The following is a 22,620-nucleotide window of genomic DNA, read 5'->3' on the forward strand; positions in this document are numbered from 1 at the left end:
AATGAGCATGGCGCGAGGTTTCAGTCGCCATTTATCTGGAGTAGGCTCGAACGCAGCCAGATGTTCAATCCATAGATGGAGTTCAGCATGGGATACAAGAAGATTCAGGTTCCGGCAGTCGGCGACAAAATCACCGTCAATGCAGACCATTCTCTCAATGTTCCTGACCAACCGATCATCCCTTATATCGAAGGTGACGGTATTGGCGTCGACATCAGCCCGGTGATGATCAAGGTGGTCGACGCCGCTGTTGAAAAGGCCTACGGCGGCAAGCGCAAAATCTCGTGGATGGAGGTTTATGCCGGTGAGAAAGCGACTCAAGTCTACGACCAGGACACCTGGCTGCCCCAGGAAACCCTGGATGCGGTCAAGGATTACGTGGTGTCCATCAAGGGCCCGCTGACCACCCCGGTCGGTGGCGGCATTCGTTCGTTGAACGTGGCCCTGCGCCAACAACTCGATCTTTATGTATGCCTGCGCCCGGTGCGCTGGTTTGAAGGTGTGCCCAGCCCGGTCAAGAAACCAGGTGACGTGGACATGACCATCTTCCGTGAGAACTCCGAAGATATTTACGCCGGGATCGAGTGGAAGGCCGGCTCGCCGGAAGCGACAAAGATCATCAAGTTCCTCAAGGAGGAAATGGGCGTCACCAAGATCCGTTTCGACCAGGATTGCGGCATTGGTATCAAGCCGGTATCGCTGGAGGGCACCAAGCGCCTGGCGCGCAAGGCCCTGCAATATGTAGTGGATAACGACCGCGACTCGCTGACCATCGTGCACAAAGGCAACATCATGAAATTCACCGAAGGCGCCTTCAAGGAATGGGCCTACGAAGTGGCGGCTGAAGAATTCGGTGCGACCCTGCTGGATGGCGGTCCGTGGATGCAGTTCAAGAACCCCAAGACCGGCAAGAATGTGGTGGTCAAGGATGCCATCGCCGATGCCATGCTCCAGCAGATCCTGCTGCGTCCGGCTGAGTATGACGTGATCGCGACCCTTAACCTGAACGGCGACTACCTGTCCGACGCCCTGGCGGCAGAGGTGGGCGGTATCGGGATTGCGCCGGGTGCCAACCTGTCCGACACGGTGGCCATGTTCGAGGCCACCCACGGTACCGCGCCCAAGTACGCGGGCAAGGATCAGGTCAATCCGGGGTCATTGATTCTGTCGGCAGAAATGATGCTGCGTCATATGGGCTGGACCGAAGCGGCCGACCTGATCATCAAGGGTACCAACGGGGCTATCTCGGCCAAGACCGTGACCTATGACTTCGAGCGTTTGATGGAAGGGGCGAAGCTGGTGTCGTCGTCTGGTTTTGGCGATGCATTGATTTCGCATATGTAAAAGAGCACGAATAAAACGGCCACCTCAACTTGGATTGGGGTGGCCGTTTTTTTATCGCACCTACACACCCTGTGGCGGATCAGGCCAGTTGCTTCTTCTTGTGAGTGGGCAGCGCTGCGGTGTTTTCCAGTGTTTCAGCTTTAATGTTCACAGCATGCAGCCCTTTGGGTCCTTGAATGATTTCAAAGGTGACTGCTTGGCCCGCTTTCAGCGTTTTATACCCGTCCATGGTGATCGCTGAGTAGTGAGCAAAAAGGTCCTCGCTTTTACCTTCTTCGAGAACAAAGCCATATCCTTTGGCGTTGTTGAACCACTTGACCTTGCCATTGATCTTGACGCCAGACATACCCATTTCCCTCTGCACCAGACTCCATCACTGGAGTATCATCCAGTTTATCCGTCCTAACCCGAATAAATAAGGTTGACTGCGCGGACCTTTTTTACCCACTGTGGGTTCTATTGGTTGTAACACCGATTTGCCGATAGTCAAGGCGACCGGGTGGTCAGGAGTTGAAATTCTGACAGGTCGCCCCCACCACTGTATTTGAACCACTGACGAACCTTTCTTTCCATGCATGCAATCAGCCAGATTCGACTAACATTCAATCAGGATCGACCGGATCACGAACACGATGACGACGGTTCTGCAGGCATTGCTGTTCAGGAGGCCAAGCCTGCTTTACAGGCGCCGCCGATGTACAAGGTGGTTTTGTTCAATGATGACTACACACCGATGGATTTCGTGGTCGAAGTACTCGAGGTGTTTTTTAACCTGAACCGCGAGTTGGCGACCAAGGTAATGCTGGCCGTTCACACAGAAGGACGGGCAGTATGTGGAGTGTTTACCCGTGACATCGCCGAGACAAAGGCCATGCAGGTCAACCAGTACGCCAGGGAAAGCCAGCATCCGCTACTCTGTGAAATCGAGAAGGACGGTTAACGCCGACCACTTGGGTATGAGGTGAAGCTATGTTAAACCGCGAGCTCGAAGTCACCCTCAATCTTGCCTTCAAGGAGGCTCGTTCGAAGCGTCATGAATTCATGACCGTCGAACACCTGCTGCTGGCACTTTTGGATAACGAAGCTGCCGCCACGGTTCTACGTGCGTGCGGCGCCAACCTCGACAAGCTCAAGCATGACCTGCAGGAGTTTATCGACTCCACCACGCCACTGATCCCCGTGCATGACGAGGACCGCGAAACCCAGCCGACCCTGGGCTTCCAGCGGGTGTTGCAGCGTGCTGTTTTCCACGTACAGAGCTCCGGTAAGCGTGAAGTCACGGGCGCCAATGTGCTTGTGGCGATCTTCAGCGAACAGGAAAGCCAGGCAGTGTTCCTGCTCAAGCAGCAGAGCGTTGCCCGTATTGATGTCGTCAACTACATCGCCCACGGTATCTCCAAGGTGCCTGGGCACGGCGATCATTCCGAGGGTGAGCAGGATATGCAGGACGACGAGGGCGGTGAGTCTTCTTCTTCAAGCAACCCGCTGGATGCCTATGCCAGCAACCTCAATGAGCTGGCGCGCCAGGGGCGGATTGATCCGTTGGTGGGGCGTGAGCTTGAGGTCGAGCGCGTAGCGCAGATCCTCGCGCGTCGCCGCAAGAACAATCCGTTGCTGGTGGGTGAGGCGGGCGTGGGTAAGACCGCGATTGCTGAAGGCCTGGCCAAGCGCATTGTCGACAACCAGGTGCCGGACCTGCTGGCCAACAGTGTCGTCTACTCCCTTGACCTGGGCGCGTTGCTCGCTGGGACCAAGTACCGTGGCGATTTCGAGAAGCGCTTCAAGGCGCTGCTCGGCGAGCTGAAAAAACGCCCGCAGGCGATCCTGTTCATCGACGAGATCCACACCATCATTGGTGCCGGTGCGGCATCCGGTGGGGTGATGGACGCCTCCAATCTGCTCAAGCCGCTGCTGTCGTCGGGTGATATCCGCTGCATCGGTTCGACCACCTTCCAGGAATTCCGTGGCATCTTCGAGAAGGACCGTGCCTTGGCGCGTCGCTTCCAGAAGGTCGACGTCTCCGAGCCGTCGGTTGAAGACACTATCGGCATCCTGCGCGGGCTCAAGGGCCGGTTTGAAGCGCACCACGGCATCGAGTACACCGATGAAGCGTTGCGTGCGGCGGCTGAGCTGGCGTCGCGCTACATCAATGACCGGCACATGCCGGACAAGGCCATCGACGTGATCGACGAGGCGGGGGCCTACCAGCGCCTGCAGCCGGTCGAGAAGCGTGTGAAGCGCATCGACGTGCCTCAGGTCGAGGACATTGTCGCGAAGATCGCGCGCATTCCGCCAAAGCACGTCAACAGTTCCGACAAGGAGCTGCTGCGTAACCTGGAGCGCGACCTCAAGCTCACGGTGTTCGGCCAGGACGCGGCGATCGATGCGCTGTCCACCGCGATCAAGCTGTCGCGTGCGGGCCTCAAGTCGCCGGACAAGCCCGTCGGTTCGTTCCTGTTCGCTGGTCCTACCGGTGTCGGCAAGACCGAGGCGGCACGGCAATTGGCCAAGGCCATGGGGATCGAGCTGGTGCGCTTCGACATGTCCGAATACATGGAGCGTCACACCGTGTCGCGCCTGATTGGTGCGCCTCCGGGCTATGTCGGTTTCGACCAGGGCGGCCTGTTGACCGAAGCGATTACCAAGCAGCCGCATTGCGTACTGCTGCTCGATGAAATCGAGAAGGCCCACCCGGAAGTCTTCAACCTGCTGCTGCAGGTGATGGACCACGGGACCCTGACCGACAACAACGGGCGCAAGGCGGACTTCCGCAATGTCATCGTGATCATGACCACCAACGCCGGTGCCGAGACAGCCGCGCGGGCTTCGATCGGCTTTACCCATCAGGATCACTCGTCTGATGCGATGGAAGTGATCAAGAAGAGCTTCACGCCGGAGTTCCGCAACCGTCTGGACACCATTATCCAGTTTGGTCGCCTCAGCCATGAGGTTATCAAGAGTGTGGTGGACAAGTTCCTCACCGAGCTTCAGGCGCAGTTGGAAGACAAGCGCGTGCAGCTGGATGTCACGGAGGCGGCGCGCAGTTGGATCGCCGAAGGTGGCTACGATGCGGCAATGGGCGCTCGTCCAATGGCGCGTCTGATCCAGGACAAGATCAAGCGGCCGCTGGCCGAGGAGATCCTGTTTGGCGAGCTTTCCGACCATGGTGGCGTGGTGCATATCGACCTGAAGGATGGCGAGCTGACCTTCGAGTTCGAAACCACGGCTGAAATGGCCTGATCGTTCTGCAGCAACACAAAAGGCGCCGAAAGGCGCCTTTTTGCTGTCTGAAATGCAATTTTTGGAGCAATGAAGATCCAGTGTGGGAGGGGGCTTGCCCCCTCCCGCATTGGGTTTCAGGTGTCAGGTAAATCCGACCCACACAAAAACGCCCGGCATAACCGGGCGTTTTGTATTGACTTGCTTAGCGAGCGCGGTAAGTGATGCGCCCTTTGCTCAAGTCATAGGGCGTCAGCTCGACGCGCACTTTGTCACCGGTAAGAATACGAATGTAGTTCTTGCGCATCTTGCCGGAGATATGCGCGGTTACGACGTGCCCATTTTCCAACTCCACACGAAACATGGTGTTGGGCAGGGTGTCGACGACAGTGCCTTCCATTTCGAAGCTGTCTTCTTTCGACATGCAGTAAAGCCCTCGGTATCCAGTGAATGGCCCGGTGCAACTGCGCCAGGCAAAAGCGGCGTGCATTGTGCCCGAAAAAGGGTGTTTAAGCCAAGGGGTTCTAGTTAAGCGTGACCCATCTTTGATTAATCAGCAGTTCTATGGGCCGATATTGGGTCTTGTAGTTCATCTTTTTGCAGTTCTTGATCCAGTATCCGAGGTACACCGCCTCCAGTTCCAGGCGCAGTGCTTCACCGATTTGCCAGAGGATCGCAAAGCGCCCAAGGCTGCGGCGCTCTTCGGCCGGCTCGTAGAAGGTGTAGACCGCCGACAGGCCGTTAGGCAGCAAATCGGTCACGGCGACGGCCACCAGGCGGCCGTCCGCGCGAAACTCGTAGAAACGCGAGAACGGCAGGTCGCGCACCAGAAAGGTGGAAAACTGGTCGCGGCTGGGAGGGAACATATCGCCGTCGGCGTGGCGTTGCTCGATATAGCGCTGGTACAGGTCGAAGTATTCTTCGGTAAATCGCGGCTTGGCAGCCGTCACCGTCAAGTCGGCGTTGCGCTTGAGGATGCGCTTCTGATTACGGTCCGGGAGAAACTGCGCCACAGGGATGCGTGCCGGCACGCAGGCATTGCAGTTCTGGCAGTGAGGCCGGTACAGATGATCGCCGCTGCGCCGAAAACCCATTTCCGAGAGATCGGCATACACGTGCACATCCATTGGCTGGCTGGGGTCGAGGAACAGCGTGGTGGCCTGCTCGTCGGGCAGATAGCTGCAAGAGTGGGGTTGAGTGGCATAGAACTTCAAACGCGCCAACTCGGTCATGATCAACCCTCGGGATAAGCTTTGGAATAAGTGTAAGCCAGGTGGGCGGATGTCGCCTACGAAACCCACGGCCCAGAGCTGGGTTGGTCCAGATGGTCACGCAGGAAACCTGCGAAGTCGCTGCGGGATATGGCGCGGGCGCCCAGGCTGTGCAGGTGATCGTTGGGCATCTGGCAGTCGATCAGTACAAAGCCCCAGGCCTGCAATTGCCGGGTCAATGTGGCAAAGCCGAATTTCGAGGCGTTATCGGCGCGACTGAACATCGACTCGCCGAAGAACAGCTGTCCCATCGCCAGGCCATACAGGCCGCCCACCAGCTCGCCGTTGTCCCATACCTCTACCGAATGGGCGTAACCGCGCTGGTGCAGCGTCAGGTAGGCGCTCTGTATGCCTTCGGTGATCCAGGTGCCATCAGCATACGCACGCGGCGCGGCGCACGCCTGGATGACGGCGGCAAAGTCCTGGTCGAAGGTCACGGTATAGCGCTGCTGGCGCAATAGTTTGCCCAGGCTGCGCGAGACATGCAGTTCGTCAGGGAATATCACGGTACGCGGATCCGGCGACCACCAGAGGATCGGCTGGCCCTCCGAGAACCAGGGGAAGCAGCCGTGGCGATAGGCTTGCACCAGTCGCTCGGCCGACAGGTCGCCACCTGCGGCGAGCAGGCCATTGGGTTCGCGCATGGCCTTGGCCAGCGGGGGGAATGTCAGTGAGTCGCGTTGTAACCAGGTCAGCATGGCATCCAGGCTTACGGAAGGGGAGGGGAGTGGCAGACGGGTCGTCTGCCCCAAGGGTGTGATTATTGTCGACGCAGCGCCGTGGGGCCAGCCCGAATCGGCCGTTGGCGTGCATTAGCGTGAGCGGGTGTTTCTGCAACTCTATGCCAGGGGTGTGGTCGTATTCGGGTCTGGCCCATGCAGGCCATTTGCCAAGCTTGCCTGGATTGGTAAAAACAGCTCATAAGCCTTTGTCAGCAAAGACAATGCATGCTCAAATTGAACATGTTGTGACACACAATTGGCTATGCTGCTTGAAGAAAGCCAAGTGGCGTGGCAACAGGAACACAAACCCGTACAATGCGGCCATTGTGGCGTTATCGCCATTTCATCCAGCAATCGCCCAGTGTTAAAAGTAGATTCCACGACGTTCGTTCATTTTTCAGCTGCTCGGATTGGGCAGTATTTGCACTTATTCAACAGATGGACGCGCTAACAGGCGCAGGAAAAGACCCGTTTTGAAGAAATCCGCCGCAACACCTAAAGCAGCAGTCGTGCCGGCCTGGCGCCAGCACCTGCATTATCGACTCAAGGAAGGCGCGCTGATCGCTATCGGCGCGCTGTGCCTGTTCCTGATGATGGCCTTGCTCACCTATGGCAAGGACGATCCGGGCTGGAGCCACAACAGCAAGATCGAAGACGTGCAGAACTTCGGTGGGCCTGCCGGTTCCTACAGCGCCGATATCCTGTTCATGGTGCTGGGTTACTTCGCTTACATTTTCCCTTTGCTGCTGGCGATCAAGACCTGGCAGATCTTCCGCCAGCGTCATGAGCCGTGGCAGTGGAGCGGCTGGCTGTTCTCGTGGCGCCTGATCGGCCTGGTATTCCTGGTGCTGTCGGGTGCCGCCCTGGCGCATATTCATTTTCACGCACCCACCGGCCTGCCGGCGGGCGCGGGTGGGGCGCTGGGTGAGAGCCTTGGCGACCTGGCGCGCAAGACCCTGAATATCCAGGGCAGCACCTTGATGTTTATCGCGCTGTTCCTGTTCGGCCTCACGGTGTTCACCGACCTTTCGTGGTTCAAGGTGATGGACGTGACCGGCAAGATCACCCTCGACCTGCTGGAGCTGTTCCAGGGTGCAGCCAATCGCTGGTGGGCCGCACGGGTCGAGCGCAAGCGCATGGTCGCCCAGTTGCGCGAGGTGGACACCCGCGTCAACGAAGTGGTGGCGCCCAGCACGCCGGACCGCCGTGAGCAGGCCAAGGTCAAGGAGCGTCTGATCGAGCGCGAGCAGGCCCTGAGCAAGCACATGTCGGACCGCGAGAAGCAGGTGCCGCCGGTGATCGCCCCGGCGCCGCCCAAGCCTGCCGAGCCGAGCCATCGTGTGCAGAAAGAGAAGCAGGCGCCGTTGTTTGTCGACAGCGCGGTGGAAGGCACCTTGCCGCCGATCTCGATCCTCGACCCGGCCGAGAAGAAACAACTCAACTATTCCCCTGAGTCCCTGGCGGCCGTCGGCCATCTGCTGGAAATCAAACTCAAGGAATTCGGCGTCGAAGTGTCGGTGGACTCGATCCACCCCGGCCCGGTGATTACCCGTTACGAAATCCAGCCGGCCGCGGGTGTAAAAGTCAGCCGCATTTCCAATCTGGCCAAAGACTTGGCCCGCTCACTGGCCGTGACCAGCGTGCGCGTGGTGGAAGTGATTCCCGGCAAGACCACCGTCGGTATCGAGATTCCCAACGAAGACCGCCAGATCGTGCGCTTCTCCGAAGTGCTGTCGACGCCCGAATACGACAACTTCAAGTCGCCGGTCACCCTGGCCCTGGGCCACGACATTGGTGGCAAGCCGGTGATCACCGACCTTGCCAAAATGCCTCACCTGCTGGTGGCCGGTACCACCGGTTCGGGTAAATCGGTGGGCGTGAACGCAATGATCCTGTCGATCCTGTTCAAGTCCGGCCCGGAAGACGCCAAGCTGATCATGATCGACCCGAAGATGCTCGAGCTGTCGATCTACGAAGGCATTCCGCACCTGCTGTGCCCGGTGGTCACCGACATGAAGGACGCCGCCAACGCCCTGCGTTGGAGCGTTGCCGAGATGGAACGTCGCTACAAGCTGATGGCGAAGATGGGCGTGCGTAACCTGTCGGGCTTCAATGCCAAGGTCAAGGAAGCCCAGGACGCCGGCACGCCGCTGAGCGACCCGCTTTACAAGCGCGAAAGCATTCACGACGAAGCGCCGCTGTTGAGCAAGCTGCCAACCATCGTGGTGGTGGTCGACGAATTTGCCGACATGATGATGATCGTCGGCAAGAAGGTCGAAGAACTGATCGCGCGTATCGCTCAGAAGGCCCGTGCCGCCGGTATTCACTTGATCCTTGCCACCCAGCGTCCGTCGGTGGACGTGATCACCGGCCTGATCAAGGCCAACATCCCGACCCGCATGGCGTTCCAGGTGTCGAGCAAGATCGACTCACGGACCATCATCGACCAGGGCGGCGCCGAGCAACTGCTGGGTCACGGCGACATGCTCTATATGCCGCCAGGTACCAGCCTGCCGATCCGGGTTCACGGCGCCTTCGTGTCCGATGATGAAGTGCACCGTGTGGTGGAAGCCTGGAAGCTGCGCGGCGCGCCTGAGTACAACGACGACATCCTTGCTGGTGTCGAAGAGGCCGGCAGCGGCTTCGACGGCGGCAGCAGCGGTGGCGACGATGATGCCGAAACCGACGCGCTGTACGACGAAGCCGTGGCGTTCGTGCTGGAAAGCCGCCGCGCGTCGATTTCTGCGGTGCAGCGCAAGCTGAAGATCGGCTACAACCGCGCCGCGCGCATGATCGAAGCCATGGAAAACGCTGGCGTCGTCACTGCAATGAACACCAACGGCTCGCGCGAAGTCCTTGCTCCTGGGCAGGCGCGCGACTGATTCCGTGCCGCGTGGCAGCACGCGGCGCGCCCTTACGACTCAATGAGGACTCCCATGCGTCTTATCCGCATGCTGTTGTTGCCGGCACTGGCTTTGACCGCTGTTTCGGCCCACGCTGACCCGGCCTCCGTCGCCAGCCTGAAAAACCTGTTGGACAAATCCCAGACCCTGACTGCGCGCTTCTCCCAGCTCACGCTGGATGCCGGTGGTACCCAGTTGCAGGAAACCGCTGGCGAGATGGCCGTGCAGCGCCCAGGGCTGTTCTACTGGCACACCGAAGGCAAGGCCGAGCAGACCATCGTCTCGGACGGCCAGAAAGTCACCCTGTGGGACCCGGACCTGGAGCAGGCGACCATCAAGAAGCTGGACCCGCGCCTGAACCAGACCCCGGCGCTGCTGCTCTCGGGCGACGTGTCAAAAATCAACGACAGCTTCGACATCACCTCCAAGCAAACCAGCAACGTGATCGAGTTCACCCTCAAGCCGAAATCCAAGGACACGCTGTTTGACACGTTGTCCCTGTCGTTCGGCAACGGCGTGATCAATAACATGCGCCTGGTCGACAGCGTCGGCCAGCGCACCGATATCCTGTTCTCCGGGGTCAAGGCCAACCAGCCGGTACCGGCGTCCAAGTTCAAGTTCGACATCCCCAAGGGTGCCGACGTGATCCAGGAATAAACTCCCCAGAGGTTTCAAACGCTGCCCATGGATCTGTTTCGAAGTGACCCGATTGCCCAGCCTTTGGCCGCGCGCTTGCGCTCGACCAATCTGGATGAGTACGTCGGTCAGGAACACCTGCTCGCTCGCGGCAAGCCGTTGCGCGAAGCCCTGGAGCAGGGTGCACTGCACTCGATGATTTTCTGGGGGCCGCCGGGCGTGGGTAAGACCACCCTGGCGCGGCTGCTGGCAAAAGTCTCGGATGCGCACTTCGAAACGGTCTCGGCCGTGTTGGCCGGGGTCAAGGAGATCCGCCAGGCCGTCGAGGTGGCCAAGCAGCAGGCCGGGCAATACGGCAAGCGCACCATCCTGTTTGTCGACGAAGTGCATCGCTTCAACAAGTCGCAGCAGGATGCGTTCCTGCCCTATGTCGAAGATGGCACGTTGATTTTTATCGGTGCCACCACCGAAAACCCTTCCTTCGAACTGAACAACGCCTTGCTCTCGCGTGCGCGGGTCTATGTGCTTAAAAGCCTGGACGAAGCCGCGATGCAAAAGCTGTTGCACCGTGCCCTGAGCGAAGACAAGGGCCTGGGCAAGCGCCAACTGAGCCTCAGCGATGAAGGCTTCAAGATTCTGCTAAGCGCCGCCGATGGTGATGGCCGGCGCTTTCTCAACCTGCTGGAGAACGCCTCCGACCTGGCCGAAGACGGCAGCGAGATTGGCGTCGACCTGCTGCAAAGCCTGCTTGGCGACACGCGTCGGCGTTTCGACAAAGGCGGCGAAGCCTTCTACGACCAGATTTCGGCGCTGCACAAATCCGTGCGTGGCTCCAACCCGGACGGCGCGCTGTATTGGTTTGCGCGCATGATCGACGGCGGCTGCGACCCGCTGTACCTGGCCCGCCGCGTGGTGCGCATGGCCAGTGAAGACATCGGCAACGCCGACCCGCGTGCCTTGAGCCTATGCCTGGCGGCCTGGGAAGTGCAGGAGCGCCTCGGCAGCCCGGAAGGTGAGCTGGCGGTGGCCCAGGCCATCACGTACCTGGCCTGCGCGCCGAAAAGCAACGCGGTGTACATGGGCTTCAAGTCCGCCCTGCGCGCGGCTGCCGAACACGGCTCCCTCGAAGTGCCGCTGCACCTGCGCAATGCGCCGACCAAGTTGATGAAACAACTGGGCTACGGTGATGAATACCGCTATGCCCATGATGAGCCGGACGCCTATGCCGCCGGTGAAGACTATTTCCCCGATGAGCTTGAGCCGCAGCCGTTCTACCAGCCTGTGCCCCGTGGCCTGGAGCTGAAGATCGGTGAAAAGCTCAATCACCTCGCCCAACTCGACCGCCTCAGCCCCAAACAGCGGAGAAAGTAGTGTTCAAGACGATTCTTGCCGTGTCCGCAGCCGGCATCGCTGGTACATTATTGCGTTTCGCCACCGGTACGTGGGTGAGCGCCAATTGGCCGAAGCATTTTTATGCGGCGACCCTGGCGGTCAACCTGGTGGGTTGCCTGATCATCGGGTTGTTGTACGGCTGGTTCCTGTTGCGCCCGGAAGTACCGATTGAAATTCGCGCTGGCTTGATTGTCGGCTTTGTAGGCGGTCTGACGACCTTTTCATCCTTTTCACTGGATACGCTGCGCTTGCTGGAAAGCGGGCAGGCCCTGGTCGCCTTCGGGTACCTCGGCATCAGCGTGTTCGGCGGGCTGCTCGCCACCTGGGCCGGCCTGTCCTTGACCAAACTTTGATAAACGAGAGACCGACATGCTCGATTCCAAACTGTTACGTAGCAACCTTCAGGACGTAGCGGACCGCCTGGCATCCCGTGGCTTTGCCTTGGATGTTGCGCGCATCGAAGCGCTGGAAGAACAGCGCAAGAGCGTCCAGACCCGCACCGAAGCACTGCAGGCTGAGCGGAATGCGCGTTCCAAATCCATCGGTCAGGCCAAGCAACGTGGCGAAGACATCGCGCCGTTGATGGCGGACGTCGAGCGCATGGGCACCGAGCTGTCCGACGGCAAGGTCGAGCTGGAAGGCATTCAGTCCGAGCTGGATTCGATCCTGCTGGGTATTCCCAACCTGCCGCACGAGTCCGTGCCGATTGGCGAAGACGAAGACGGCAACGTCGAAGTGCGTCGCTGGGGCACGCCAACAGCGTTTGATTTCGAGATCAAGGACCACGTCGCCCTGGGCGAATTGACTGGCGGCCTGGATTTCGAAACCGCCGCCAAGATGTCCGGTGCACGCTTTGCCTTGCTGCGCGGCCCGATCGCACGCATGCACCGTGCCCTGGCGCAGTTCATGATCAACCTGCACACCGGCGAGCACGGTTACGAAGAGGCTTACACCCCGTACCTGGTACAGGCGCCGGCGCTGATGGGCACCAGCCAGCTGCCGAAGTTCGAGGAGGACCTGTTCAAGATCAGCCGCGATGGTGAAGCCGATCTGTACCTGATCCCGACCGCCGAAGTGTCGCTGACCAATATCGTTGCGGGCGAGATCCTCGATGCCAAGCAACTGCCGCTCAAGTTCGTCGCCCACAGCCCGTGCTTCCGCAGTGAAGCCGGTGCGTCGGGTCGGGACACCCGCGGCATGATCCGCCAGCACCAGTTCGACAAGGTCGAGATGGTGCAAGTGGTTGAGCCGTCGACCTCCATGGATGCCCTGGAAGGCCTGACCGCCAACGCCGAACGCGTCCTGCAGCTGCTGGAGCTGCCGTACCGCGTCCTGGCGCTGTGCACTGGCGACATGGGTTTCAGCGCCGTGAAGACCTACGACCTCGAAGTGTGGGTACCCAGCCAGGACAAATACCGCGAGATTTCCTCGTGCTCCAACTGCGGTGATTTCCAGGCCCGGCGCATGCAGGCGCGTTTTCGTAACCCGGAAACCGGCAAGCCGGAGCTGGTGCACACCCTCAACGGTTCGGGCCTGGCTGTAGGTCGTACCCTGGTGGCGGTGCTGGAAAACTACCAGCAGGCTGACGGTTCGATCCGTGTACCTGAAGTGCTCAAGCCTTACATGGCGGGCGTTGAGGTCATCCGCTAAATGGAATTTCTGCCGCTGTTTCATAACCTGCGCGGCAGTCGTGTGTTGGTCGTCGGTGGGGGGGAGATTGCCTTGCGCAAATCCCGCCTGCTGGCTGACGCCGGCGCAGTGCTGCGGGTGGTTGCTCCCCGGATCGAAGACCAGTTGCGTGAGTTGGTGCAGGGCAGTGGCGGGGAAATGATTCTGCGCGGTTATCAGGAGGCCGACCTTGAAGGCTGCACCCTGATTATCGCGGCGACCGACGACGAGCCACTGAACGCGCAAGTGTCCAGTGACGCCAAGCGTCGTTGCGTACCGGTCAATGTGGTGGACGCGCCGGCCTTGTGCAGCGTGATCTTCCCGGCGATCGTCGACCGTTCGCCCTTGGTGATCGCGGTGTCCAGCGGCGGCGATGCGCCGGTGCTGGCGCGCTTGATCCGCGCCAAGCTGGAAACCTGGATTCCGTCCACCTACGGCCAGTTGGCCGGGCTGGCGGCGCGGTTTCGTGCCCAGGTCAAAGGTTTGTACCCGGATGTGCAGCAGCGTCGGGCGTTCTGGGAAGAAGTATTCCAGGGCCCGATTGCCGACCGTCAGTTGGCCGGGCAGGGCGATGAGGCTGAGCGTCTGTTGATCGAAAAGGTCAACGGTGCGCCGCCTTATGCGCCGGGCGAGGTGTATCTGGTAGGGGCTGGCCCGGGCGACCCGGACCTGCTGACCTTCCGTGCGCTGCGCCTGATGCAGCAAGCCGACGTGGTGCTATACGACCGTTTGGTGGCGCCGGCGATTCTGGAACTGTGCCGTCGTGATGCCGAGCGCATCTACGTCGGTAAACGCCGCGCTGACCACGCCGTGCCGCAAGACCAGATCAACCAGCAACTGGTGGACCTGGCCAAGCAAGGCAAGCGCGTGCTGCGCCTCAAGGGTGGCGATCCGTTCATCTTTGGCCGTGGCGGTGAAGAAATCGAGGAACTGGCGGCCCATGGCATCCCGTTCCAGGTGGTGCCGGGGATCACCGCAGCCAGTGGTTGCGCGGCGTACGCCGGGATTCCGCTGACCCATCGCGACTATGCGCAGTCGGTACGCTTTATTACCGGGCACTTGAAGAATGGGACGTCGGACCTGCCTTGGAGTGACCTGGTAGGGCCGTCGCAGACCTTGGTGTTCTACATGGGCTTGATTGGCTTGCCGATCATCTGTGAGCAACTGATCAAGCATGGTCGTGCTGCGGATACCCCGGCGGCGTTGATCCAGCAGGGCACCACGTCCAACCAGCGCGTGTTTACCGGCACCCTGGCAGACTTGCCGCGCATGGTGGCGGAGCATGAAGTGCATGCGCCGACACTGGTGATCGTCGGTGAGGTGGTGGTGTTGCGCGAGAAGCTGAAGTGGTTTGAAGGCGCCCAGTCACAAGTCTGAGCACCTGCGCACACATCGACTGTAGGAACGAGCTTGCTCGCGAAAATCGTCAACGATAACGCGCCCATCCTGAATGCACGCGGTGTTTTTGAGTTATTCGCGAGCAAGCTCGCTCCTACGGGTTTTGTATCAGCTCCAAATGCCTTTGCTGGTTAGTCGCGCTCGATCATGCCCGGCATCAAACGCCTGCAACGGCCCCTTCGGCACAATCCCCATCGGGTTGATGGTGCGGTGGCTCGCATAGTAATGCCCCTTGATATGCTCGAAATCCACCGTCTCGGCCACGCCCGGCCACTGATACATCTCCCTCAACCAGTTCGACAAGTTCGGATAATCGGCAATCCGCCGCAGATTGCATTTGAAGTGGCTGTAATACACCGCGTCAAAACGAATCAGCGTGGTGAACAAACGCACATCCGCCTCGGTCAGGTACTCGCCGGCCAGATAGCGATGGTCGCCCAAGTGCTGCTCGAGGTGATCCAGTTCGGCAAACACATCATCAAACGCGCTTTCATAGGCTTTTTGTGAGGTGGCAAAGCCTGCGCGGTATACGCCATTGTTCACGGCCGGGTAGATCCGCTCGTTCAGCCCATCGATGGTCGCGCGCAGCGGCTCGGGGTAGAGGTCCAGGGTGTTGCCGGTCAGCCCGTTGAACGCGCTGTTGAACATGCGGATGATCTCCGCCGATTCATTGCTGACGATGCGATTGAGCTGCTTGTCCCACAGCACCGGCACGGTGACGCGGCCGGTGTAGTCGGCGGTGTCGGCGGTATAGCGCTGGTGCATGAATTCGAAACCATCGAGCTTATCGCCGGTGGAGCCGTGGGCCTTGTCGAAGGTCCAGCCGTTCTCCAGCATCAACCAACTGACCACCGAGACGTCGATCAAGCGTTCCAGGCCCTTGAGCTTGCGCAGGATCAGGGTGCGATGGGCCCATGGACAGGCCAGGGACACGTAGAGGTGATAACGACCGGCCTCGGCCTTGAAGCCGCCTTCGCCGCTGGGCCCAGGCTGGCCATCGGCGGTCACCCAGTGGCGGCGCTGTGCCTGTTCCCGCTGGAAAGCGCCATCTGCGCTACTTTCGTACCACTGGTCTTTCCAGTGTCCTTCGATCAGCAAACCCATGACTGGCTCCTTGGCTAATAAGCGTTGGAGCCCAGTCTAAAGGGATGAGTTCGAACTAAAAGCGCAAAGACCGGGCGGGAATGATCGATTAAATCGATTTGTCCCGTGCATCCCAGTATTGCCGGGCCAATTCGAATGCCTGTTCCCGTGGGTGGCCGAGGCCGCGCAAGGCCAGGGCCATGGTGGCGATCAGCGCCAGTTGCGGGTAGCTGTCCTCTACGTCGCCGCGCCACACGGCCTTCAAGTGTTCAGGCTCCAGGGTTGCCGGCTTGACGTGACGCTGGTCGGAGAGGGCGGGCCATTCTTCATCCCAGCTTTCGCCACCGGTGGTGCCGTAGAGGTGGCTGATCGTATCGGGGTTGATCTCGACTTCGCCGCCGTCGCCCTTCACCACAATCACATGGTCGCCAAGCAGGCCGCTGGCATCGCGGTGCACGCCCTGGTAACCCGGGTGGAAAATGCTTTGCAGGCCGCAGCGCGCATTCAGCGGATTGAGCAGGCGCGCCAAGGAGTGGATCGGCGAGCGCAGGCCCAGGGTGTTGCGCAGGTCGATCATGCGTTGCAGTTGCGGCGCCCAATCGCCCAGCGGGATAAACGCCAGGTTGCCTTGTTCAAACGCGGTCCCGACCTGCTGCCAGTTACGGCACAGCGGGATGTGCAGGGTTTGCAGCAATTGTTCGGTGTACAGCCGGCCCGCCGTGTGTGCGCCGCCGCCGTGCATGAGAATGCGCACGCCATTTTGCGCCAGGCACTTGGCCGCCAGCAGGAACCACGGCAGATGGCGTTTCTTGCCGGCGTAGGTCGGCCAGTCGACATCCACATTCAGTGCCGGGGCGTCCAGGCGTTCGCGCACGGCTTCGGTAAAACCGGCGAGTTCTTCCGGGCTTTCTTCCTTGTGGCGCAGCAGCATCAGGAAGGCGCCGAGCTGGGTGTCTTCGACTTTTTCGTCGAGCAGCATGCCCATGGCTTCGCGGGCCTCGTCGCGGGTGAGGTTGCGCGCGCCGCGCTTGCCTTTGCCCAGGATGCGCACGAACTGCGCAAACGGATGCTCGGCAGGGGTTTCAAGGGTCAGCGGGGCGAAGTCGGTCATAAGCAATTCGTCGGTCTGGGCAGGCCCGCCAGCTTGGCGGCGAGTTTGGCGGGAGTGCCGTTGAACAGTCTGTTGAGGTGCAAGCTGTTGCCCTTTTCCGGGCCCAGCTTCAAGGCCGTGTACTTGATCAGCGGCCGCGTGGCAGGGGACAGCTGGAATTCGGCGTAGAACTGGCGCAGCAGTTCGAGGATCTGCCAATGATCGGCGGTCAATTCCAGGCCTTCGACGGCGGCCAGGGCATTGGCCACCTCATCGGACCATTCATTCAGGTCGACGAGGTAACCGTCCTTGTCCAGGTCCAGGGTGCGCGCGCCTATGGTCAGGGTGTTCATAGCCAGGTGTTGACCTTGCTGTAGTCGAGCGACAGCTGCACGAAACCCGGGTAGTCCACGCTGTCGGCCCAATCCGGCAGCGGCAGATTGCGCGCCTGCATGTCTTCGGCCAGCACAAAAACCTTTATGCCCTTGGTGTGCAGGGCCGCGTTATGCAGCCCATAGGCGCCATCGCCGCAGAGCAGGATCGCGTCTTCGGCGCCACAGATACGCAGGCAACTGTCGAGGCGGCTATCGGTAAACGGGGAGTGGGAAACCACATGTAGAGTCGACATCAGAGGGTCATCACCTGGTCGTAACGGTCAATCAGCTTGGCGATCGCTTCGCTGTCCAGCGACTGGGCGTTGGCCGGCTGCGTCAGCCCGCGCTCACCCAGGCTATGGCTGCAGGCGAACACGTCATCGATGCCGAACAGGCCCAACGCCTGCAAGTTAGCGCTGAGGTCCTTTTGCTGCACGGCCTTGGCATCCTGGTGCGGCGCCAGTTGGAACACGCCGTCATCCATGAACAGCACGCCGATCTGCAGATCGAATGCGCCTCCGGCCAGCACGATATCCAGCGCTTCGCGCGCGCTCGGCCCGGACCAGGGCGCCTGGCGGCTGATCACCAATAAGGATTTGGACATGTCACGGCCCTCCAAAACAGATCAGGCGGTCGGCAGCCTGGGCGGCGTCGTGTAATTGCCCCAGGCCCGACAACGCCCAGGGCGCATCCAGATTGACTGCGCTGCGTTGATAGCGTTTGGCTTCCTCAGTGTTCAGCACGCCGCGACGCAAGGCGGCGGCGATGCAAACCACGCCGTCCAGCTGATGCGTGCTGACAAACTCGCGCCATTGGCGGGCGATGTCCTGCTCATCCTGGGGCGCAACGAGGGTGTTGGAGGCGTTGTAGATGCCATCCTGATAGAAGAACAGCCGCACAATCTCATGCCCGCCGGCCAACGCCGCCTGGGCAAACAGCAGGGCGCGGCGCGAGGAGGGCGCGTGGGCGGCGGAAAACACTGCAATCGCAAACTTCATGGAACACTCTGCAAGCAAACGTGGGGCAATGATAAGGCCGCTGCCGCGAAAAAGCCCGCCGCGATCAAAACAGTCACTCTCGATGATCGTTCTGACGATTGCCGGTAGGCGCCAGGCTGCCTAGTCTGTGGGCATTCAAAACCCAAATGGAGTTCCCATGTCAGGCCCCTTGGCGTCCCTCAAAGTGTTGGATTTTTCCACCTTGCTGCCTGGCCCGTTTGCATCGTTGATGCTCGCGGACATGGGCGCTGAGGTGCTGCGCATCGAATCGCCGACGCGCATGGACCTGTTGCGTGTATTGCCACCCCATGACCAGGGGACTTCGGCCAGCCATGCCTATCTCAACCGCAACAAACGCAGCCTGGCGCTGGATTTGAAGCAGGCCGAAGCGCTGGAGATCGTGCGCGAACTGGTCAAGGACTACGACATTGTCCTCGAACAATTTCGCCCCGGGGTGATGGAGCGTCTGGGCCTGGGGTACGAGGCGCTGAAGGCGATCAACCCGCGGCTGATTTATGTGTCGATCACCGGTTACGGCCAGACCGGGCCCTATAAGGACCGTGCCGGGCATGACATCAATTATCTGGCGCTGGCCGGGGTGGCCAGCTACACCGGGCGCCAGGACAGCGGGCCATTACCGTTGGGCGTGCAGTTGGCGGACGTGGGCGGCGGTTCGCTGCATGCGGTGGTGGGGCTTCTCGCTGCCGTCATTTCCCGGCAGCAGAGCGGGGTCGGCCAATACCTGGATGTCAGCATGACCGATTGCTCCTTCAGCCTGAACGCCATGGCCGGAGCGGGTTACCTGGCCTGCGGGGTCGAGCCGGAATGGGAAGGCCATGTGCTCAATGGTGGCAGTTTCTACGACTACTACCGCTCTCGGGACGGGCGCTGGATGTCAGTGGGCAGCCTGGAGCCGGCCTTTATGCGGCAATTGTGTGAAGCGTTGGGGCGTCCCGAGTTGGCCGCGCAGGGCTTGAAGCCTGAGCAGCAGCCGGCGCTTAAGCTGGCCTTGCAGGTGGAGTTCGAGAAGCGCAGTTTCGAGCAATTGTGCGAGCTGTTTGCCGGGGTGGATGCCTGCGTGGAGCCTGTACTGACGCTGAGCGAAGCCGTGGCCCATCCGCAGTTAAAGGCGCGGGCGCTGGTCAGCCAGGTGCCAAGGGGCGATGGTTCGAGCCAGGCGCAGATTGCCTGCCCGTTGAAGTTTTCGGAAGGGTTGCCAGCGCCCCGGCACATTGGCGTCGCCGTGGGCGCGCACAGTGATGAAGTGTTGGCGGAGCTTGGCTTGAGCCCGCAGCGCATCAGCGAGCTGCGCAGCTCCAAGGTGATTATGTAGTGGCTGGGCGGACGCTATCGGGAGCAAGCCGCCTCCCACATTCAGGCCTGTGAATACGATCAAAATGTGGGATGGGGCTTGCTCCCGATGAGGCCTTTATTCCACCCGGGTTTCGCCGGTAAATACCAATGTCTGCCGACAGCGCCGACACAGGTACCGTCGCCCCTGAGCCACCATGCCATGGCGCTGCGACGAAAACGGGAAGTCGCTGTCGGCACACGGGCAACGGTAGATATAGCGGGTCACCTGGCGACGCTTCACGGCATAGGTGTGGCAACGGTCCGGCGGCAGTTCGTAAACCCCACGCATGATCAGTTGCCATTCCTCGCCATGGGGCTGAATGCGCTCGCCAAACAATTGGTGGGCGATCAGATGCGCCACCTCATGGGCCACGGTCTGTTTCAGGAAGTGTTGGCTGTTTTCTCGGTACAACTGTGGGTTGAAGCGCAGCAGGTTCTCGTGCAAATGCGCGACACCGGCCTTTTGGCCCCGCAGCTTGAGGCTGACCTGGGGGCGTTTGAAGCTTCGTTTGAAAAAGGATTCGGCTTGCAGGAAACAATCTTCGACGCGGGTATTGAGTTGCTCGGGCATGCTGTACATATCTCCACAGGCGTCCAGTATGCCGCAAAGCGCTGTGTTTCCGAATCTGTCAGGCGCCGAATGGTCATTCATAACGTAAAAGGCCACCTTGCGGTGGCCCTGCCTTCACGATTGAACGGGTTAGTTGGTGTAGATCGGTCCTACGCCCAGCCCCCAGACAATCACGGTAAACGCCATGATCGCCACCAGTACCACCAGTCCTACGGCCAGTATCGAGCTGGAAAACAGGAAGCCTTCATCCGGGTCGATGCTCATGAAGGTCGGTACGCCGACATACAGCAGGTACACCGTGTAGCAGATCGCCGCAGTGCCCACCACCATGCCCAGCCACATATGCGGGTAGAGCGCCGCCAGCCCGCCGATAAACAGGGGGGTCGCGGTATAGGTGGCAAACGCCACGCACCGCGCCATGCTGGGGTTGGCGTCGTAGGTGCGGGCCATCCAGTGAATGAACGCGCCCATCACCGCCACGCCGCCGAGCATGGCCGCGTAGGACATGAGAGTCATCCACAGCGCACTTTCCTGGGTCAGCATGACCGGTGAGCGGTTGCCGATGACCCAGCCGACCTGGGTGGTACCGATAAAAGCGGATACGGCGGGGATCGCCGCGAGAATCAGGGTGTGAGTGAGGTACATGTGGCCGATGCTTTCTTCTTTATCGCCACGAATTTCCCGCCATTCCTGGTCGGGATGGGTAAAAAGCCCCACGACGTGATGGATCATGCCAGTCACTCCTGTCGTTATTACCATCGCCCCCCATCGGAGCGCCTACGGGCCAAATGGCCACAAAGGTCTGGATATCTGTGTGCGACCTCTAGTCGCAGTATAGGAAGTGATGACCGGAATAACTGTAGGGCCTTTAGAGCAAATTGCGCTGTAAACATGGGTCCTAATCGCGGCGGGGTCTTTTACTGTTAGCCCTTTAGCTGTTTTTTTTGCGTAAAATACCCGGCTTTTCGTCACACACCTCTAGCGGATCCAAGCGCCATGGGCACTCTTACGGTCAACCAGAACAAACTGCAAAAACGCCTGCGCCGCTTGGCCGGTGAGGCAGTCGCCGACTTCAACATGATCGAGGACGGCGACAAGGTCATGGTCTGCCTCTCCGGCGGCAAAGACAGCTACACCATGCTCGACGTGCTGCTGCACCTGCAAAAGGTCGCGCCGATCAAGTTCGAGATCGTTGCCGTCAACATGGACCAGAAACAACCGGGCTTCCCCGAGCACGTGCTGCCGGCCTACCTCAAGGCACTGGGCGTCGAGTACCACATCGTCGAAAAAGACACCTACTCGGTGGTCAAGGAACTGGTGCCTGAAGGCAAGACCACCTGCTCGCTGTGCTCACGCCTGCGCCGTGGCACGCTCTACACCTTTGCCGATGAGATCGGTGCAACCAAGATGGCCCTGGGTCACCACCGCGACGATATCGTCGAGACCTTCTTCCTCAATATGTTCTTCAACGGCTCGCTCAAGGCCATGCCGCCCAAGCTGCGTGCCGATGACGGGCGCAACGTGGTGATCCGCCCGCTGGCGTATTGCAACGAGAAGGACATCCAGGCCTACTCCGACCTCAAGCAATTCCCGATCATCCCGTGCAACCTGTGCGGCTCCCAGGAAAACCTGCAGCGCCAGGTGGTCAAGGAAATGCTGGTGGAGTGGGAACGCAAGACGCCAGGGCGTACCGAAAGTATCTTCCGCAGCCTGCAGAACGTGCAGCCATCGCAATTGGCCGACCGCAACCTGTTCGACTTCACCAGCCTGAAAATCGATGAGACCGCCGCGTCGCGCTTCGTCAATGTTGTGAACCTCTGAGCCCATTCAACGCTCTGACACACGGCGCTTGCGGGCGCCGTTTTCAATTCAATTGCCAGCATTCAACAGCAGGAGAGGGCATGCGTGATTACAAGTGGCTGCACGAATACTGTCTGAACCGCTTCGGTTCAGCGGCCGAGCTGGACGCCCACCTGCCGGTGCCCAAGACTCCGGCGCAGTTGCGCAAGATCAGTGATGATCGCTACCTGTCGACCTTGGCGCTGCGCGTGTTTCGCGCCGGCTTGAAACACAGCGTGGTGGATGCCAAGTGGCCGGCGTTCGAGCAAGTGTTCTTTGGCTTCGACCCGGAAAAAGTCGTGCTGATGGGCGCTGAGCATCTGGAGCGGCTGATGCAGGACACGCGCATCATCCGCCACCTGGGCAAGCTCAAGAGCGTGCCGCGCAATGCGCAGATGATCCTGGATATCGAGCAGGAAAAAGGCAGCTTTGGCGCGTTTATCGCCGACTGGCCGGTGACCGATATCGTTGGGTTATGGAAATACCTGAGCAAGCACGGTCATCAGCTGGGCGGGCTTTCGGCGCCGCGCTTTTTGCGGATGGTGGGCAAGGATACCTTTGTGCCGAGCTATGACGTGGTGGCGGCCTTGAATGCGCAGAAGATCGTCGACAAGGCACCCACCAGCCTGCGCGACCTAGCCACGGTGCAGGCCGCGTTCAACCAGTGGCATGCCGAGAGTGGGCGGCCGATGTGCCAGCTGTCGATGATGCTGGCGTACACCGTCAACCATTGACCGGGGTCTATTACGTGGCGAGCCT

At 60.2% G+C, this 22,620-nt stretch carries 24 protein-coding genes; 12 read left to right on the forward strand and 12 right to left on the reverse strand.

Annotation, left to right across the window (positions count from 1 at the left end; translation table 11 throughout):
• The first annotated feature begins 87 nt into the window (after positions 1-87).
• A complete protein-coding gene (icd, locus tag AD670_RS03915) occupies positions 88-1,344 on the forward strand; it encodes an NADP-dependent isocitrate dehydrogenase (protein ID WP_053128506.1) in 1,257 nt (418 codons plus the stop codon).
• 79 nt (positions 1,345-1,423) lie between these two features.
• Here icd and cspD read toward each other — a convergent pair whose 3' ends face one another.
• Positions 1,424-1,690, reverse strand: coding sequence for a cold shock domain-containing protein CspD (gene cspD / locus AD670_RS03920; protein ID WP_053128588.1), 267 nt, complete (start codon positions 1,688-1,690; stop codon positions 1,424-1,426).
• A 225-nt stretch (positions 1,691-1,915) separates the two neighbouring features.
• On the opposite strand from cspD, the gene clpS reads away from it, so the two are divergent.
• Positions 1,916-2,284, forward strand: coding sequence for an ATP-dependent Clp protease adapter ClpS (clpS, locus tag AD670_RS03925; RefSeq protein WP_010567912.1), 369 nt, complete (start codon positions 1,916-1,918; stop codon positions 2,282-2,284).
• A 29-nt stretch (positions 2,285-2,313) separates the two neighbouring features.
• Positions 2,314-4,584, forward strand: coding sequence for an ATP-dependent Clp protease ATP-binding subunit ClpA (gene clpA, locus AD670_RS03930; RefSeq protein WP_053128508.1), 2,271 nt, complete (start codon positions 2,314-2,316; stop codon positions 4,582-4,584).
• A gap of 184 nt (positions 4,585-4,768) precedes the next feature.
• Here clpA and infA read toward each other — a convergent pair whose 3' ends face one another.
• The 3 genes from infA to aat form a co-directional block, all read right to left on the reverse strand.
• A complete protein-coding gene (infA, locus tag AD670_RS03935) occupies positions 4,769-4,987 on the reverse strand; it encodes a translation initiation factor IF-1 (RefSeq protein WP_002553999.1) in 219 nt (72 codons plus the stop codon).
• Positions 4,988-5,087: 100 nt separating this feature from the next.
• Positions 5,088-5,795, reverse strand: coding sequence for an arginyltransferase (locus tag AD670_RS03940; RefSeq protein ID WP_053128509.1), 708 nt, complete (start codon positions 5,793-5,795; stop codon positions 5,088-5,090).
• 56 nt (positions 5,796-5,851) lie between these two features.
• Positions 5,852-6,532 carry a leucyl/phenylalanyl-tRNA--protein transferase gene (aat, locus tag AD670_RS03945; RefSeq protein WP_053128511.1) on the reverse strand — a complete coding sequence of 227 codons (681 nt, stop codon included), beginning with the start codon at positions 6,530-6,532 and terminating at the stop codon, positions 5,852-5,854.
• Positions 6,533-7,029: 497 nt separating this feature from the next.
• On the opposite strand from aat, the gene AD670_RS03950 reads away from it, so the two are divergent.
• Genes AD670_RS03950 through cysG form a run of 6 tightly spaced genes read left to right on the forward strand, consistent with a single transcriptional unit; the run spans position 7,030 to position 14,532 of the window.
• On the forward strand, positions 7,030-9,438 hold the full coding sequence (locus AD670_RS03950; protein ID WP_053128513.1) for a DNA translocase FtsK: 2,409 nt from the start codon (positions 7,030-7,032) through the stop codon (positions 9,436-9,438).
• Positions 9,439-9,492: 54 nt separating this feature from the next.
• Positions 9,493-10,116, forward strand: coding sequence for an outer membrane lipoprotein chaperone LolA (lolA, locus tag AD670_RS03955; RefSeq protein ID WP_016975527.1), 624 nt, complete (start codon positions 9,493-9,495; stop codon positions 10,114-10,116).
• A gap of 27 nt (positions 10,117-10,143) precedes the next feature.
• Positions 10,144-11,466 carry a replication-associated recombination protein A gene (locus AD670_RS03960; protein WP_027606344.1) on the forward strand — a complete coding sequence of 441 codons (1,323 nt, stop codon included), beginning with the start codon at positions 10,144-10,146 and terminating at the stop codon, positions 11,464-11,466.
• Positions 11,466-11,840: a fluoride efflux transporter CrcB gene (gene crcB / locus AD670_RS03965; protein WP_027606345.1), complete on the forward strand. Its 375-nt coding sequence runs from the start codon at positions 11,466-11,468 to the stop codon at positions 11,838-11,840. Before AD670_RS03960 ends, crcB begins: the two co-directional genes overlap by 1 nt.
• Before the next feature lie 16 nt (positions 11,841-11,856).
• Entirely contained in the window at positions 11,857-13,137 is a 1,281-nt protein-coding gene (serS, locus tag AD670_RS03970) for a serine--tRNA ligase (RefSeq protein WP_053128515.1), read from the forward strand.
• A complete protein-coding gene (gene cysG / locus AD670_RS03975) occupies positions 13,138-14,532 on the forward strand; it encodes a siroheme synthase CysG (protein ID WP_053128517.1) in 1,395 nt (464 codons plus the stop codon). It begins immediately after the preceding gene.
• A gap of 129 nt (positions 14,533-14,661) precedes the next feature.
• On the opposite strand, the gene AD670_RS03980 is transcribed toward cysG, so the two are convergent.
• The 6 genes from AD670_RS03980 to tusD all read right to left on the reverse strand — a co-directional run bounded on the left by AD670_RS03980 (position 14,662) and on the right by tusD (position 18,098).
• Entirely contained in the window at positions 14,662-15,657 is a 996-nt protein-coding gene (locus AD670_RS03980; protein ID WP_053128518.1) for a glutathione S-transferase family protein, read from the reverse strand.
• 88 nt (positions 15,658-15,745) lie between these two features.
• Positions 15,746-16,747 carry a glycosyl transferase family protein gene (locus AD670_RS03985; RefSeq protein WP_053128519.1) on the reverse strand — a complete coding sequence of 334 codons (1,002 nt, stop codon included), beginning with the start codon at positions 16,745-16,747 and terminating at the stop codon, positions 15,746-15,748.
• Positions 16,744-17,079: a TusE/DsrC/DsvC family sulfur relay protein gene (locus tag AD670_RS03990; protein WP_053128521.1), complete on the reverse strand. Its 336-nt coding sequence runs from the start codon at positions 17,077-17,079 to the stop codon at positions 16,744-16,746. Before AD670_RS03990 ends, AD670_RS03985 begins: the two co-directional genes overlap by 4 nt.
• Positions 17,076-17,354, reverse strand: a complete 279-nt coding sequence (tusB, locus tag AD670_RS03995) for a sulfurtransferase complex subunit TusB (protein WP_053128523.1) — start codon at positions 17,352-17,354, stop codon at positions 17,076-17,078. Before tusB ends, AD670_RS03990 begins: the two co-directional genes overlap by 4 nt.
• Positions 17,354-17,704 (reverse strand): sulfurtransferase complex subunit TusC, encoded by a 351-nt coding sequence (gene tusC, locus AD670_RS04000; RefSeq protein WP_053128525.1) that lies wholly within the window; start codon positions 17,702-17,704, stop codon positions 17,354-17,356. Before tusC ends, tusB begins: the two co-directional genes overlap by 1 nt.
• 1 nt (position 17,705) lies before the next feature.
• The gene (gene tusD, locus AD670_RS04005; RefSeq protein WP_053128526.1) at positions 17,706-18,098 is read right to left on the reverse strand and encodes a sulfurtransferase complex subunit TusD; all 393 of its coding nucleotides are present in this window, start codon (positions 18,096-18,098) and stop codon (positions 17,706-17,708) included.
• A 157-nt stretch (positions 18,099-18,255) separates the two neighbouring features.
• On the opposite strand from tusD, the gene AD670_RS04010 reads away from it, so the two are divergent.
• Entirely contained in the window at positions 18,256-19,431 is a 1,176-nt protein-coding gene (locus AD670_RS04010) for a CaiB/BaiF CoA-transferase family protein (RefSeq protein ID WP_053128528.1), read from the forward strand.
• 96 nt (positions 19,432-19,527) lie between these two features.
• Here the strand turns inward: AD670_RS04010 and AD670_RS04015 are convergent, their stop codons facing one another.
• Both AD670_RS04015 and AD670_RS04020 read right to left on the reverse strand, forming a co-directional pair.
• Entirely contained in the window at positions 19,528-20,022 is a 495-nt protein-coding gene (locus tag AD670_RS04015) for a SprT family zinc-dependent metalloprotease (RefSeq protein ID WP_027606355.1), read from the reverse strand.
• Between the two features lie 129 nt (positions 20,023-20,151).
• Positions 20,152-20,754, reverse strand: coding sequence for a Yip1 family protein (locus AD670_RS04020; protein ID WP_027606356.1), 603 nt, complete (start codon positions 20,752-20,754; stop codon positions 20,152-20,154).
• Positions 20,755-21,018: 264 nt separating this feature from the next.
• Here AD670_RS04020 and ttcA point away from each other — a divergent pair, with 264 nt between their 5' ends.
• Together ttcA and AD670_RS04030 are read left to right on the forward strand one after the other, a co-directional pair.
• Complete coding sequence (gene ttcA / locus AD670_RS04025) at positions 21,019-21,843, forward strand: tRNA 2-thiocytidine(32) synthetase TtcA (RefSeq protein WP_053128530.1); 825 nt, start codon at positions 21,019-21,021, stop codon at positions 21,841-21,843.
• 80 nt (positions 21,844-21,923) lie between these two features.
• Positions 21,924-22,595, forward strand: coding sequence for a DNA-3-methyladenine glycosylase I (locus tag AD670_RS04030; protein WP_053128532.1), 672 nt, complete (start codon positions 21,924-21,926; stop codon positions 22,593-22,595).
• The last annotated feature ends 25 nt before the right edge of the window (positions 22,596-22,620 follow it).

This window comes from Pseudomonas sp. MIACH, assembly GCF_001269925.1.
Lineage (GTDB): Bacteria > Pseudomonadota > Gammaproteobacteria > Pseudomonadales > Pseudomonadaceae > Aquipseudomonas.